The sequence below is a fragment of the Micromonospora sp. CP22 genome, assembly GCF_009712475.1.
In the GTDB taxonomy this organism is placed as follows: Bacteria; Actinomycetota; Actinomycetes; order Mycobacteriales; family Micromonosporaceae; genus Micromonospora.
Genome location: NZ_VCJO01000001.1, coordinates 303,145 through 317,580, shown reverse-complemented (window position 1 = coordinate 317,580; position 14,436 = coordinate 303,145). Strand labels below are relative to the sequence as shown.

Sequence of the window (14,436 nt, the reverse complement as noted above, 5' to 3'; positions counted from 1 at the left end):
GGCCCCGCATCGGGAGCGCCTGTCCGCCCGGCGGCTCGGCTTCGGCGAGGTGGATCGGGCGTCCCGGCCAGCCGCCGCCCGGAGCCGGAGCGAGGCTGGTGGGGGATCCCGGTTCCGGCCCGGATGTGCGGGCGGAATCAGAAGATTGTCTGGTGCGTCGGCTTCTACGTCACCCGGTGCGGCTGGTGCCGCTGGTCTTCCTGGTGGCGATCCTGATCGGCACCGGCCTGTTGATGCTGCGCCCGATGACCGTCGAGCACCAGCGTCCCCCGTTCATGACCGCCCTGTTCACCGCCGCCTCGGCCATCTCGGTCACCGGCCTGACCGTCACCGATACCCCGAACTACTGGTCCGCCTCCGGGCTGGTGCTCATCACCGTGCTCACCCAGTTGGGCGGGCTCGGCATCCTGACCGGTGCCGCGCTGGTGATCCTCACCGTGTCCCGACGGCTCGGCCTGCACAACCGGATGCTGGTGCAGGCCGAGACCGCGGAGTACGGCCCCGGTGACGTACGCCGGCTGCTGCTGCGCATCGCCGCCACGGTCTTCGCCTGCGAGCTGGCGATGACGGTAATCGTCACCGGTCGGCTCTGGCTGGCCTACGACGAACCGTTCTGGCAGGCCCTCTGGCACGGCGCGTTCCACTCCATCCAGGCGTTCAACAACTCCGGTTTCTCGCTCTACCCCGACGGGCTGCTGACCTTCGCCCGTGACTCCTGGATCTGCCTGCCGATGTCCGTCGGCGGCATCATCGGCGGGCTCGGGTTTCCGGCCCTGTTCGAGGCGGCCCGCGAGTGGCGGCGACCGGGCCGCTGGGGAGTCGCCACCAAGTTGACCATCTGGGGCAGCGCCGCCCTGATGGTTGTCGGCGTGGCCGCGCTCCTGGCCGCCGAGTGGGACAACCCGCAGACCGTCGGTCGGTACGACGTTCCCGGCAAGGTGCTCGCCACGTTCGCCCAGATCGCGTTGGCCCGCACCGGCGGCTTCGAGGTGGTGTCGACCGACCTGCTCCGCGAGGAGAGCTACCTGCTGCTGATCTGGCTGATGTTCATCGGTGGTGGCAGCGCCAGCACCGCCGGTGGGATCAAGGTCTCCACCTTCTTCCTGCTCGCCTTCGTCATCTGGGCGGAGGTACGCGGCGAGCCCGACGTCACGGTCGGGCACCGCCGGATCGCCACCGCCAGCCAGCGACATGCCGTCGCCGTCGCGCTGCTCAGCCTCGCGATCGTCGCCGCCGGGACCACCGCGATGATCGTGATGACCGACAAGCTTCCGTTCTACGCGGCGCTGTTCGAGGTCACCTCGGCGTTCAGCACCACCGGGCTCTCGGTGGGCGTCCTGTCCTCCCTGTCGGACGGCGGCCAACTGTTGCTGACCGTGCTCATGTACGTCGGCCGGATCGGGCCGCTCACCTTCGGCTCGGCGATCGCCCTGAACACCCGACACCGGCTCTACCGCTATCCAGAGGAGCAACCCATTGTTGGCTAGGAATCCAGACGACGGTGGCATCGCCGTGATCGGGCTCGGCCGGTTCGGCAGCCACCTGGCCGAATCCCTCTCCGCCCTCGGTCACGAGGTGTTGGCCGTCGACCGCGACGCTCATCTGGTGCAGAAGTGGTCGTCACTGCTCGATCAGGTGGCCCAGGCCGACTCCACCGACGAGCAGGCGCTGCGTCAGCTCGGCCTGGGCGACCTCGGCCGGGCGGTGGTGGCCATCGGTGCATCGGTCGAGGCCAGCGTGCTCACCGTGCTCGCCCTGGCGGAGTTGGGCGTACCGCAGATCTGGGCCCGGGCGACGTCGGCCCAGCACGCGAAGATCCTCTCCTCGGTCGGCGCGCACCACGTGGTCTTCCCGGAGGCGGAGACCGGTGAGGGGCTCGCCCACCTGATCGTGAGCCGGATGCTGGACTCGGTGGAGTTCGGTGAGGCCTTCGCGGTGGCGCGGATCCGCGTACCGCCACCGCTGCGGGGTCACCGCACCAACGAGATGCGGCTGCTGGACCGCTACGGGGTGCGGGTGATCGGGATCCGGCGCCCCGGCGAACACCGCTACCGGTACATCGCGGACGACCTTGAACTCGACGAGGACATGATCCTCATCGTGGAGGGCACCATCGAACAGCTCCAGCGTTTCGCCGCGCTGTCCTGACCGGCCGGCTCAGCTGCCGGCACCCTTGCCGGGCTTCTTGCCCGGCTGCGGCTTCGCCCCGCCCTTCGCCTTGCCGTCCTCCGCCTTGGGGTCCTTGGGTTTGGGTTCAGGCTTGGGCTTGTCCGGCTTGGGCTTGGCCTTCTCCGGCTTGGGCTTGGCCTTCTCCGGCTTGGGCTTCCCGCCGGGCTTGGCGTCGCCGGAGCCGACAGAGCCCGCCTTACCGGCCGTCGCCTTCACCGTCTTGGCCGACTTGGTGGGTGCCGGTTTGGTGATCGGCGCGCTGCCCGCCACCCCGGAGACCTGTACCCCGCACACCGCCGTGCCGACCCGGAACTCCACCGGCAGCGGGTTCGTCCCGGAGTAGCGCCCGGTCAGGTTCAGCTTCTCGGTGGCGCCGGGGGCCAGCACGGGCCGCTGCGGAGCGGGCTGCACCGCCACCGCCCGACCCTGCTGCCGTACCGGCATCGGTGTCGCCGCGGTCACCTGCTGCTCGCCCGGGAAGGCGAAGCTCATCGTCCAGTCACGCAGTTCACGGTCACCGGTGTTGGTCAGGCTCAGCTCCGCGGTGAAGTCCTTGCCGGAGTCCTTGCGCAGCGCGTACGTGACCTGGCAGGGGACCCCACGCTCCCCGCCGATACGCGCCTGGGTCGGCTGGTCGATCCCGCCGCTGGCGGGGCTGTGCGAGGTGACACCCCAGACCGCCGCCGTGATGACCATCAGCCCGGCGGCAGCCGCCACCGCCTCGATCCGGCGTCGGCGGCTCAACCCGCGACGAGTACGCAGCCCGGCCAGCGGCAGCGCGTCGGTCGCCGCGGACCAGGGCAGGATCGTGGTGCCGGCGTCGGCCAACGACTCCGGACCGGTGTCCCCGGTACCGCCCGCCACCGGCACGGTCGGCACCTTCCCGGCCGCCTCGGCGAGGGTCCGGGCCAGCTCGGCGGTGGCCGGTCGATCCGCCGGCAGCTTCGCCAGACACCGGTGAACGAGATCGACGACGTTGCCGGGCAGCCCCGGCACGTCGGGCATCGGATCCGGCTCCCGGTACATGTGCGCGCGCAACATCTGCGTGGTGGTGTCGGCCTGCCAGGGCAGCCGACCGGTGAGCATCCGGTACAACAGCAGCCCGACCGCGTAGCCATCGGTGGCCGGACTGACCTGCCCGTTGTCGAGTCGTTCCGGGGCGAGGTACGCCGGTGTGCCGAGCAGCGTGCCGTCGGGCCCCTTCTCACTCTCGCCGATCAGGGCGGAGATGCCGAAATCGACGACCTTCACCCCGGTCGCGGTGAGCATCACGTTGCCGGGGGTGACGTCACGGTGCACCACACCCCGGGCGTGCGCGGTGGCCAGCGCGGAGGTGACCTCGGCCGCCACCGACACCGCCTCCCGCCACGGCAGGCGTCCGTCGCGGGCCAACCGCGCGGTCAGCGGAACACCGTCGATCAGCTCCATCACCACGTACGGCACGGTCACGCCGTCCCGCTCGGACTCGCCGTAGTCGTACACGTTGGTGATGTTGGGATGGCACAACCGGGCGGCGGCCTGGGCCTCGATCCGGATCCGGTGCCGGAACGCCCGGTCGCTGGCCAGTCGGGACGCGAGGACCTTGACCGCCACCTGCCGGCCGAGCACCTCGTCGTAGCCCCGCCAGACCACGGACATGCCGCCCGCGCCGAGCTGCTCGATCAGCCGGTACCGCTCGCCGAGCAGATCCGCTCCGCCGCTAACCCCACCACCCATGGTCGGCGTTGTTGCCCGACGTGAGGCCGCCTACACCTTTCTGGTCTGATTCGGTCACCGATGTCACCCGATCAGGCGGTGGCGAGCAGTTGGTCCACCGGGGCGTAGTCGTCGGTCAGCACCAGCGCGTCACCGACGAAGTCCGTCAGGTCGCCGCCACTGAGCAGGCTGACCGGTTCGTTGGCGTCGTCGAGGCGGGCACGCACCGCAGCCAGCGGCAACGGCGCGTCGGAGGCCACGACGAGGAAGTTGGCGCCCCGCTCACCGGCCAGCGCCTCGGGCGGTGCGATCAGCGCGACATGGGCGAACTCGGCGGCGACGGTGGCCATCTCGCTGCGGATGAACCGCAGCGGGGGGTAGTCGATGACGTTCTGGACGTAGACCCCGCCCGGCCGGGTCACCCGCCGGATCTCCGCGGCCATCTCCCGGGTGGCGAGGTGCCAGGGCACCACCAGGTGCCCGAACGCGTCGCCCACCACGAAGTCCCGACTGTCGGTCGCCTCGGCGGCGACGAGCAACCGGGCGTCACCCACCACCGCCCGCAGGTCCGGCCCCTGGCGTACGCCGAGTCGCCGCTCCCCCAACTCGACCAGCCCGCCGTCGATCTCGAACACCAGGTTGTCGGTGCCGGGCCGGGTGGCGGTCAGGTAACGCGGCACGGTGAACCCGCCGCCGCCCAGGTGCAGCGCGTCGAGCCGCTGACCCGGCGGGGCGAGCACGTCGGCCACCGCGCCGATCCACCGGGTGTACGCGTACTCCAGGTGGGTCGGGTCGGCCAGGTCCACGTACGAGTGCTGGGCCGAGTTGAGCAGCAGGGTCCGTCCGCTGGCCCGGCCCGGGTCGGTCTCGACGCGGGCGCAGTGGTACGCCGTCTCCACGTCGCAGGGGTTCGGGGCGACCATGGTCAGCCCGGCCCCGGCCAGACCGAGCACCGCCAGGGCGGCCTTGACCCGGGCCGGCCCGGGGAGGGCGGCCCGGTCCTGCCGGTGCAGGTACACACCCAACGCGATACCGACGACGCCGAGGGAGGCGGCCAGCCCGAACAGGATGACGGTGCTGGGCAGCGCGGCCACCAGCACGAAGCCGGTGACCAGGGTGGCCGTGACCGCGCCGAGCGTGCCGATGCTGGAGAGCCGGCCGACGACCTGGCCGGTGCGGCGCAGGTCGGCGAGCTGGAGCTTGATCACCAGCGGGCTGACCGAGGAGAGCAGCATCGCGGGCGCGAACACGGCCACCGCGACCAGCAGCAGCACCGCGCTGGCCGCACCGCCGCGCAACACCTCACCGGCGTACCGCACCGCCGGCAGGGTGATCGCGGTGGCGATGCCGGAGAGCACCAACGCCGGGGCCAGCAGCGTACGCGGGTTGCGCCGATCGGCCAGCCAGCCGCCCGCCCACGCCCCGTACGCGATCGCCGCCAGCGCGATGCCGATGACCGAGCTGGTCACCTGGAGGGTCACCCCGACGTACGGCCCGACCAGGCGCAGCGCGGCGGTCTCCAGCACCAGGACGGCACCGCTGGAGTAGAAGACCAGGAACGCGGCGAGCCCGTTGGGCAGCGCCCGGGGCGCCTCCACCAGGGAGGGCGTGGACCGGGCCGCCACGTCAGGCGATGGAGAGTTCATCGTGGCGATGGTACGCAGCGATTCGCCGCGCGTACGTCAATGCATCGAAAGATGAACATGGTTCGTGTGGTCGGCGGCCGGGCTGCCGCTCCCGCTGTACGCCCGCCAGCCGGTGCCGGGGTGCCAGATCTGGCGATACCAGATCACGTAGAGCACACCGAGCCGGTCGGCGTTGCGGACGTGCCAGGCGGCCAGGCTGTCGCCGTACGACTTGTCGCCACCGGTCGCCGAGCGGTTCTCGAAGCCGTTCGGGGCGGCGGAGAAGTCGCAGGCCCGCCCCTTGGGGTGCTCGCCGGAGCCACCGCTGCGGTAACAGGAGACGTGCCGCTTGTAGCCGGCGGCCTGGGTCTGCTGCAACGCGTGCAGGGTGCGTGGCGTGATGCAGCCCGAGGTGGTCGGGTCGTTCACCGAGCACGACTCGCTGGGCCACGATCCGTCGGAGTTGCGAGGTGCCGGTTTCGCCGACGTCGAACTGCCGCCGCTGAACCCACCGCTGGTACCCGAGCTGACCGCCGCCAGCGCCGCCTCGGCCTCCCGCTTCTTCTTCGCCATCACCGCCAGCTGCTTGGTCTGCTCGCGTACCTCGGCGTTGATCGCGAGCTTGGCCTGCCGGGCCTGCTCCCGCGCCTCGGTCAGCTCCCGGACCCGGCGGCCGTCGCGCTGGGCCATCATGTCGAGGTTGGCGGCCCGCTGCACGAACGCCTCCGGGGTCGCGCTGTCCAGCAGCGCGGCGGCCGGGCTGAGCCGGCCGACCCGGTAGGACTGCGCGGCCACCTCGCCGACCAGCGCGGTCAGCTCCTCCAGCCGGCCTTCCATCTCAGACAGCTCCTTGGCCAACTGCTTCTGCCGCTTCTTGGAGCCGTCCAGCTTGCGCTTCGCCTCGATGTGCGCCTTGGCGGTGGCCTCCAAGGCGTCTCGCAGCTTCTTGCTGCCGCCCTCGTTAGGCTCGGCGTACGCCGGCACGACGCCCACGCCGAGCAGCAGTGCCACGGCGGCGAGCAAGGCGATCAGCGGCCGGTGGGCGCGCCGCATGACGGGCATGGACCTGCGCACGAAAGCATCCTTTCGTCGGCCGCCGACCCCCGAGAACTCACTGCACGGCGGCGACCCTCGCCGGCGCCGATCGGCGGCCTGCTGGCGGAAGGCCGCCGGTCAGAATACCGGAACCAGCCCGGTCGGCCACTGTACCGATCGCCACCTCCCGACTCTCGTCGACCCTCCGCGACGATCCCCTCACCCTGCGCACCACTCGCGGCGACCCGTCGCGTTGCCGCCGCTCGGCCGGGAGGTGTCAGGAGGGCAGCAGGGCGGCGTGGACCGTGTTCCACACCTCGTCGTTCACGGCGACCAGCAGGCCGTGTTCCGAGTTGGCCGGGTGGTAGTCCGTACCATCCAGCCGACGTGCCACGCCACCGGCGGCCCGCACCAGCAACGTGCCCGGCCCGTGGTCCCAGGGCAGGGTCCGCCCGAACAACACGAACTGCTGACGGCCGGTGAGCACATCGAGATACTCGCGGCCGGCGCAGTGCTGCCCCGGCAGCAGCTCGCCGAGCCGCGCACCGCCCGCCTCCACCCTGCGCCGGGACGGACCCGGCAGGTACCGCGTCATCGCGGCACCCCGCAACTCGCCCATCGGCGGGGCCTTCTCGGGCAGGTGCAACTGCTGACCGTCCAGGTACGTGCCCTCACCGCTGCGGGCGGTCGCCAGCGCGTCGGCCAGCGGGTCGAAGACCCAGGCCGCCACCGGCTCGCCGTCGGTGAGCAGGGAGACCATCAACGCGAACGGGCGACGCCCGGCCGCGAAGTTGCCGGTGCCGTCGACCGGGTCGACCAGCCACACGTCCCCGGAGGCGCGCAGGTGACGCAGCAGGTCGGGATCGTCGGCCACGGCCTCCTCACCGACCACCACCGACCCGGGACGCAGCCGGAGCAACCCGGCGCTGATCATTTCCTCGGCCCGCCGGTCAGCGATCGTGACCAGCTCACCAGGAGCCTTCTCGATCACGTCGGCGTCATCGAGATGGCGGAACAACGGCAGTACGACGCGGTCGGCGGTGTCCCGCAGCAGTCCGGCGACGTCGTCGAGCAGGGTGTCAGCCACGCGGCGGCAGCTTCACCACGCTGACGAAGAACTCGTCGATCTGCCGGACCACCGAGATGAACTGCTCGAAGTCGACCGGCTTCGTCACGTACGCGTTCGCGTGCAGCTGGTAGCTGCGCAGGATGTCCTCGTCGGTCTGGGAGGTGGTCAGCACCACCACCGGGATCCGGCACAACTCCGGATCCCGCTTGATCTCCTCCAGCACCTCCCGGCCGTCGCGGCGAGGCAGGTTCAGGTCGAGCAGGATCAGATCCGGCAGCTCGGCGTCCGCATACCTGCCCTCACGGCGCAGGTAGGCCAGCGCCTCGGCACCGTCGGAGACGACGTTGAGCCGGTTACGCAGCTTGTGCTCCTCGAACGCCTCCTGGGTCATCAGCACGTCGCCCGGATCGTCCTCGACCAGTAGCACCTCGATCGGGCTGTTGCCGTCCGCCGGCGCGGTCATCCCACCGCCTCCTTCATGTGGCCTGTCCCACCGCCGGACTGTGACAGGCCAGCGACGGCCGAAGGGCGCTCCATTCCGCCGCCGGCCTCGGCGCCGACGCTACCGTCATCCGCCCCGCCCCCGTCATCGGGCCGGTCCGACGCCGGGTCCGTCCCGCCTTCCACCGAATCGGGCCGGTCCACCTCGGCGGTACCCGTGTCGGTCGCGGCCTGCACGTCGGCAGGCAGCGCGGGCAGCGTGAAACGGATCGCCGTCCCCTCGGGCACGTCCGTGTCCACCCAGACCCGACCACCGTGGTACTCCACGATCTTCTTCACGATCGCCAACCCGATCCCGGTGCCCGGATAGGCGTCCTTGGCGTGCAGCCGCTGGAAGATGACGAAGATTTTGTCGGCGAACTCCGGCTCGATCCCGATGCCGTTGTCCTGGCAGGTGATCTCCCAATCTTCGCCCACCAGGCGGGCCGAGACGTGCACCTTCGGCGCGACATCCGCCCGACGGAACTTCACCGAGTTGCTGACCAGGTTGACCAGGAGGTTGGTCAGCAGGGGCTCCTCGCCGCGGATCACCGGCAGGTCATCCCAGGTCAGCTCGGCGTCGGCGTACTGCCGGGCCGGCTCGGTCTGCGCCGCCACCTCCTCCATCAGGCGGTTCAGGTCGACATCGGTGAAACCCGCGGTGAGCCGACCGATCCGGGAGAACGCCAACAGGTCGTTGATCAGCCGCTGCATCCGCTGCGCACCGTCCACCGCGAAGGCGATGTACTGGTCGGCCCGCTCGTCGAGCTGCCCGGCGTAGCGCCGCTGGAGCAGCTGGCAGAAGCTCGCCACCTTACGCAGCGGCTCCTGCAGGTCGTGCGAGGCGACGTAGGCGAACTGCTCCAGGTCACGGTTGGAGCGGGTCAGCTCCTCGGCCTGCTTCTGCAACTGGGTGTTGACCCACTCGATCCGCTCCCGCGCCTCACGCACCTCGGCCAGGTCTGCGGCGATCTTCTGCCGCATGGCGTCCACGTCCTTGCCGAGCCGCCGGAACTCGCGCGGACCGGCGCCGGTGATCCGGTGCCCGTAGTCGCCGGTGGCGACCTGCCGGATCTGCCCGGCCAGCCCGGTCAACGGGCGGATCACCATCCGCTCCAGCGAGGTGAGCAGCACCACCCCGGCGACCAGCACCACCAGCGCCGCGACGACCAGCAGCAGCACCAGCAGGTTGCTGGTCTCGCGGACGTCCGTCGCGGTCTCCTCGCGGACGTCGAGGATCCCCTCCTGGAGCACCTCCACGGCGACCCGGATCTGATCGAACTGCTGTCGGGACTGGTCGGTGAGCAGCTGTCGACCGGCGGTGGTGCCGCTGACCTCGATCGCCTGGATGACCGGCAGGGCGACCGACTGCCGCCACTGCTCGGCCCGCTCCCGCACCGCTTCGAGCTCGTCGTACAGCTGCGGGTAGGTGGCCAGCAACCGGTTCATCGACGTGACCAGTTCCTGCTCCCGCTGCCGACCGGTGTCGAACGGGACCAGATCGTCCCGATCGCCGGTCAACGCGTACCCCCGGATCGCGGTCTCCTGGTCGATCAGGACCGCGAGCAGTTCCTGGGACTGGGCGCGCAGCGGGCCGGTCGTGTTGAGCACCGCGTCGATGTGTGCCCGGTTCCGGGTGGCGACCACCGCCTCCGCGCCGGCCACCCCGATCAACAGCAACGCGACGACCGCGACCAGCATCGCCAGCCGGCCACGCAAACTCCAGCCGGCGCTCGTGGACGTCACCGGCCACCACCCCGGGTGACCAGCAGCATCGCCACGTCGTCGGCGAACGGCCCGTCGTTGAGCTGCTCGGCCCGGCCGACCAGCCACGCCGGCAGATCCGGCAGCGGAACCGCCCGGCCGGCCGGCTCGCTGAGCAGCCGGGTCAGGCCCGGCACGTCGAGACGTTCGTCGCCCGCACCCACCCGACCCTCGATCAGACCATCGGTGTACATCAGCAGTGACCAGTCCTCGGTGTCGAACTTCAGGTCGAAGGCGACGGGCCGGCGTGGCCGGACACCGAGTAGCAGACCGCCCGGCGCCGGCACCGGCGTAACCCGCCCACCGGCGAGCAGCACCGGCGGCGGATGGCCGGCCAACCGCACCGTCGCCTGGTTGGCGTTGAGGTCCAGCCGCGCCGTCGCCACGGTCGCGAAGATCTCCTGAAGCCGGCGCTCGCTCATCAGCACCTGTTCGAGCGCGGGGAGCACCTCGTCGTCCGGCACCCCGGCAAGGATCAGCGCCCGCCAGGCGACCCGCAGTTCGACGCCGAGGGCCGCCTCGTCGACGCCGTGCCCACAGACATCACCGACGATCAGATCCACCCGGTCGGGACGGGTCTGCACCACGTCGTAGAAGTCCCCGCCGATCAGGGCGGCGTGCCGACCGGGCCGGTAGAAGGTGTGTACCGCGATCTCGTCGGTCGACATCAACGGCTGCGGCAGCAGACCGCGCTCCAACCGGGCCGACTCGGCCTGGCGCAGTTCCACCTCGCGCAACCGGCGGGCATTCTCGTCGGCCCGCTTACGCTCCACCGCGTAGCGCAGCGCCCGGGTTAGCAGCACCCCGTCGACCTGGCCCTTGACCAGGTAGTCCTGCGCTCCCTCGGCGACCGCCACGATGCCCAGGTGCTCGTCGGTGCGCCCGGTGAGCACACAGACGGCAGCGCTGCCGGACATCTCCAGCACCTGCCGCAGCCCGTCCAGCCCCTGCGCGTCGGGCAGACCCAGATCGAGCAGCACGCAGTCGACGTCCGCGATCCGCCGCCGGGCCTCACGCAGGCTCGTCGCCACCACCAGGTCGATGCCGGAGTTCGTCTCGGTCAGCAACTCGCCGACCAGGAAGGCATCACCCTCGTCGTCCTCGACCAGCAGCACGCGCAGCCGCTCTCCGGGGGGCAGGTTCGGGTTGCTCCCCAGCCCTCCCTGCGGGTACGGCCACGACACGACGGAGGGGCCGGCCGGGCCGGTCCCCCGGGTCGCTGCCGCGATTGGCGGAAGATCGCTGGTGATGTCGGGCTCCTTCCGAGTGCCCTGCTGATCCTGTATTAGACAACGTTCGCACACAACACGACGGAGCGCCCTCGGGCGGCATGTGAGGATGACGGGCACCCCCGAACCCCCCGCAAGGAGTCACCAGTGGGCGCACCCCCCAGCCCCGCCGCCGACCGTGCTCTCGCCCGGCCACGTCGACGTGCCCTCGCCGCACTGGCGGCACTCGTCGCGCTCGTCGCCGTCGGCACGAGCGCCCTGCTCGACCTGCGTCCCCCGACGCCCCGACCGGCCGACGCCCCGGCTGGTGAGTTCAGCGCGGCCCGCGCGTACCCGCATGTGACGCAGGTCGCCGGACGGCCGCACGTCGCGGGCAGCGCGGCCAACGACGAGGTCCGGGTCTATCTGGAAGGCGTACTGCGTGGCCTCGGGCTGCAGACGCAGGTCCAGGACACCGTCGCCGAGGAGGCCGGACAGCTCAGCGGCGCGGCCGGTGGCGCCACTCTGGCCCGGGTACGCAACGTAGTGGCCCGACTACCCGGCACCGACCCCACCGGCACCGTGTTCCTGGTCGCGCACTACGACGCGGTGCAGACCGGGCCGGGCGGCAACGACGACGCCGCAGGGGTCGCCACCATCCTGGAGGTGGCCCGCGCACTGACCGCAGGTCCGGCACCCCGTAACGACGTCGTCCTCGTCCTGACCGACGCCGAGGAGGCGTGTCTCTGCGGTGCCTCGGCGTTCGCCTCCGAGCACCCGCTGGCCGCCGGTAAGGGAGTGGTGCTCAACCTGGAGGCACGGGGGCGCACCGGGCCGGTGATCATGTTTGAGACATCGCCGGAGAACGCCCGCCTGATCGAGGTCTTCGGTCGGGCCGCGCCGCACCCGGTGGGCACCTCGTTCGCCGTGGAGGTGTACCGGGCGCTGCCCAACGACACCGACTTCACCGCCTTCCTCGACGAGGGGTTCCTCGGGCTCAACTCGGCGTACCTCGACGGGGGCGCGACCTACCACACACCGCTGGACACCCCCGCCTCGATGGACCGGGCCAGCCTCCAACACCACGGTGACAACGCCCTCGGTCTCGCCCGGGAGTTCGGGCGGATCGACCTCGCCGACCTACGCGCCGGTCACGACGCCACCTACTTCCCCGTTCCCGGCGGCCTCGCCCGCTATCCCGGCTGGTTGGTGCTGCCGTTGGCGCTGCTGGCGCTGATCGGCGTGGTCGTACTCGGCTGGTTGGCCCGACGTCGAGGCCGGGTCACCGGCGGCGGACTGGCCGCCGGTTTCGGCCTGGCCCTGGTGCCGATCGTGGTGGCGCCGGTCGGCGCGCAGCTGCTCTGGGCGGCGATCCTCGCCGTCCGGCCGGGCAACGCCGAACTGCTCGACCCGTACCGGCCGACCTGGTACCGACTGGCCGTGCTGGCGCTCGCCGCCGCCGTCGTGTTCGCCTGGTACGCGCTGAGCCGACGGCGGATCGGTCCGGCCGCCCTGGCCATCGGCGGGCTCGGCTGGCTGGCGTTGCTCGGCCTGCTGCTCGCGATGCTGGCACCCGGCGGCGCCTACCTGGCGACGCTGCCCGCCCTGGCCGGGGCCCTCGGTGGGCTGGTGGCACTGACCACCCGCCTCGACGGTCCGGTACCGGTGATCGCGGTGACCGTCGCGGCCGGGGTCGCGGTGATCATGCTGCTTCCCACCGTGGTGCTGCTCTTCCCCGCGTTGGGCATGGCGATGGGCGGCGTCGCGGCCCTCTTCGCGGTGCTGCTCGGGCTGGCCGCGCTCCCCGTGATCGACCTGTTGCACCCGCAGGCGGGCGGCCAGCGAGGCATGGTGGCGGTACGCGCCCGCCGGCTCGGCGCCCTACCGGCCGGGGCCGCCGCACTGGCCGCGGTGGTCCTCGCCGGGGTCGGCGTCGCCGTCGACCGCTTCGACGCCGCACACCCCGCGCCCACCCACCTGATGTACGCGGTGGACACCGGCACCGGCCAGGCCCGTTGGCTCAGCCGCGAGACCGGGCCACAACCTTGGACCGACGAGTACGTGGACGGTCCCGTCGAGATCACCGACGAGTTCCCGGGGATCGGCGGGCGCGAGCTGCTCGGCGGCCCGGCGCAGCCCGCCGACCTGCCCGCACCCCGGCTCGACGTGGTGGCCGACACCACCGCCGCCGGTCTGCGTACCGTGTCGCTGCGGCTCACCCCGCAACGCCCCGTACGCCTGGTCACCCTGCACGTCGACACGTCCACCGCGACCGTACGCGCCGCCCAGGTGGCGAACCGGCCGGTCCCGGTGGAGGAACGTGCCGGCCGGTGGGGCTTCGGGATCGTCTTCCACGCCCCGCCACCGGAGGGAATCGAGATCACCCTGACCGTCGAGCCGAAGACGCCGCAGTTGGCGCTGCGCGCGATGGACGCCAGCGACGGTCTCGACGCGGTCCCCGGATTCCGCCCCCGTCCACCGGACGTCGGCGTCGTCGGCTCGCACACCTCCGAGATGCTCGCCGTCGCCCGCACCTACCCGCTCTGACCCGTCTGCGGCACTACTTCCAGCGGAAGTGGACGAAGAGGCGACCGAAGTTCTTGGAGTCCTTCTCGACGCGGTGGTAGAGCTGCTTGACGTCCTTCTGGTCGAGGAAACGCAGCACGCGCTTCTTGAGCTGACCGGAACCCTTACCGGGGATGATCTCGACGAGGGTGGCCTTCTTGGCCACCGCCTCGTCCATGATCCCGCGCAGCGCGCGGTCGATGTCGTGGCCCTTGTTGAAGATGTCGTGCAGGTCCAGCTTCAGCTTCATGCCACGTCCACCGTCCGGTCGGCTGTCATGCGGCCCATGGTAGGCAGGTCGCCCGCCGGGCCGGGACGTCGAGAGGGGCAGCCCGACCGGGCTGCCCCTCTCGACGTGGGTCCGGGTCAGCGACCGCTGGCGACCCGGGTCTCGACCCGGCGCAGGGCCGAGGTGTAGTCGTCGTTGGACGAGTGCATGGCCGCCGCGATGCGCAGGTGGCGCAGCGCGTCGGTGTACCGGTTGAGCCGCTCCAGCGTCCGGCCCAGCACGTGGTGGGCGTAGTGGTCGCTGGGGTTACGGTCGACCAGTTCCCGCAGTTGCTGCTCGGCCCGGCTGAGCTGGGCCGACTGGAAGTACGCCCGGGCCAGCAGCTGCCGCACGGCGGCGTTGTCCGGCTCGGCTTCGATGATCGGTTCGAGCAGCCGGGCCGCGCTGCCGGGGTCACCCGCCTCGAAGAACAGGGTCGCCCGTCGGTACTCGGCCAGAAGATCCATGCCGCCACCCCCTCCGTGTCGCACCACTGCTCCGACGCTGGCACAACACCGGCGATACCGCGACTGTTCCCGACCGCCCTTCTCCGCCTGC

12 protein-coding genes are annotated in these 14,436 nt (G+C 71.4%); 3 read left to right on the top strand and 9 right to left on the bottom strand.

Going from position 1 to position 14,436, the window contains the following annotated elements; all coding sequences use genetic code 11:
• Positions 1–152: 152 nt before the first annotated feature.
• Both FF096_RS01455 and FF096_RS01450 read left to right on the top strand, forming a co-directional pair.
• On the top strand, positions 153–1,487 hold the full coding sequence (locus FF096_RS01455) for a potassium transporter TrkG (protein ID WP_309222461.1): 1,335 nt from the start codon (positions 153–155) through the stop codon (positions 1,485–1,487).
• Entirely contained in the window at positions 1,477–2,148 is a 672-nt protein-coding gene (locus tag FF096_RS01450; protein WP_155214509.1) for a TrkA family potassium uptake protein, read from the top strand. Before FF096_RS01455 ends, FF096_RS01450 begins: the two co-directional genes overlap by 11 nt.
• A gap of 9 nt (positions 2,149–2,157) precedes the next feature.
• Here FF096_RS01450 and FF096_RS01445 read toward each other — a convergent pair whose 3' ends face one another.
• The 7 genes from FF096_RS01445 to FF096_RS01415 all read right to left on the bottom strand — a co-directional run bounded on the left by FF096_RS01445 (position 2,158) and on the right by FF096_RS01415 (position 10,994).
• Positions 2,158–3,885, bottom strand: a complete 1,728-nt coding sequence (locus FF096_RS01445) for a serine/threonine-protein kinase (protein ID WP_155214508.1) — start codon at positions 3,883–3,885, stop codon at positions 2,158–2,160.
• A 71-nt stretch (positions 3,886–3,956) separates the two neighbouring features.
• The gene (locus FF096_RS01440; RefSeq protein ID WP_155214507.1) at positions 3,957–5,510 is read right to left on the bottom strand and encodes a fused MFS/spermidine synthase; all 1,554 of its coding nucleotides are present in this window, start codon (positions 5,508–5,510) and stop codon (positions 3,957–3,959) included.
• 36 nt (positions 5,511–5,546) lie between these two features.
• The gene (locus FF096_RS01435) at positions 5,547–6,551 is read right to left on the bottom strand and encodes a hypothetical protein (protein ID WP_155214836.1); all 1,005 of its coding nucleotides are present in this window, start codon (positions 6,549–6,551) and stop codon (positions 5,547–5,549) included.
• Positions 6,552–6,801: 250 nt separating this feature from the next.
• A complete protein-coding gene (locus tag FF096_RS01430; protein WP_309222460.1) occupies positions 6,802–7,611 on the bottom strand; it encodes an inositol monophosphatase family protein in 810 nt (269 codons plus the stop codon).
• A complete protein-coding gene (locus FF096_RS01425; RefSeq protein ID WP_155214506.1) occupies positions 7,604–8,056 on the bottom strand; it encodes a response regulator in 453 nt (150 codons plus the stop codon). Before FF096_RS01425 ends, FF096_RS01430 begins: the two co-directional genes overlap by 8 nt.
• Positions 8,053–9,819: an ATP-binding protein gene (locus FF096_RS01420; protein WP_309222459.1), complete on the bottom strand. Its 1,767-nt coding sequence runs from the start codon at positions 9,817–9,819 to the stop codon at positions 8,053–8,055. The genes FF096_RS01425 and FF096_RS01420 overlap by 4 nt, the downstream gene beginning before the upstream one ends.
• A complete protein-coding gene (locus FF096_RS01415; RefSeq protein ID WP_155214831.1) occupies positions 9,816–10,994 on the bottom strand; it encodes a fused response regulator/phosphatase in 1,179 nt (392 codons plus the stop codon). Before FF096_RS01415 ends, FF096_RS01420 begins: the two co-directional genes overlap by 4 nt.
• Positions 10,995–11,213: 219 nt before the next feature.
• On the opposite strand from FF096_RS01415, the gene FF096_RS01410 reads away from it, so the two are divergent.
• Entirely contained in the window at positions 11,214–13,592 is a 2,379-nt protein-coding gene (locus tag FF096_RS01410; RefSeq protein ID WP_309222457.1) for a M28 family peptidase, read from the top strand.
• Between the two features lie 13 nt (positions 13,593–13,605).
• On the opposite strand, the gene FF096_RS01405 is transcribed toward FF096_RS01410, so the two are convergent.
• Complete coding sequence (locus tag FF096_RS01405; protein WP_013736060.1) at positions 13,606–13,860, bottom strand: Smr/MutS family protein; 255 nt, start codon at positions 13,858–13,860, stop codon at positions 13,606–13,608.
• Between the two features lie 116 nt (positions 13,861–13,976).
• Positions 13,977–14,345, bottom strand: a complete 369-nt coding sequence (locus FF096_RS01400; protein ID WP_155214505.1) for a M48 family metallopeptidase — start codon at positions 14,343–14,345, stop codon at positions 13,977–13,979.
• Positions 14,346–14,436 lie beyond the last annotated feature (91 nt).

Excerpts from the sequence above, each read along its gene's own strand:
- FF096_RS01400 (WP_155214505.1), bottom strand. The coding sequence starts at position 14,345 with ATGGATCTTCTGGCCGAGTACCGACGGGCGACCCTGTTCTTCGAGGCG.
- FF096_RS01435 (WP_155214836.1), bottom strand. The coding sequence starts at position 6,551 with ATGCCCGTCATGCGGCGCGCCCACCGGCCGCTGATCGCCTTGCTCGCC.
- FF096_RS01445 (WP_155214508.1), bottom strand. The coding sequence starts at position 3,885 with ATGGGTGGTGGGGTTAGCGGCGGAGCGGATCTGCTCGGCGAGCGGTAC.
- FF096_RS01405 (WP_013736060.1), bottom strand. The coding sequence starts at position 13,860 with ATGAAGCTGAAGCTGGACCTGCACGACATCTTCAACAAGGGCCACGAC.
- FF096_RS01425 (WP_155214506.1), bottom strand. The coding sequence starts at position 8,056 with ATGACCGCGCCGGCGGACGGCAACAGCCCGATCGAGGTGCTACTGGTC.
- FF096_RS01440 (WP_155214507.1), bottom strand. The coding sequence starts at position 5,510 with ATGAACTCTCCATCGCCTGACGTGGCGGCCCGGTCCACGCCCTCCCTG.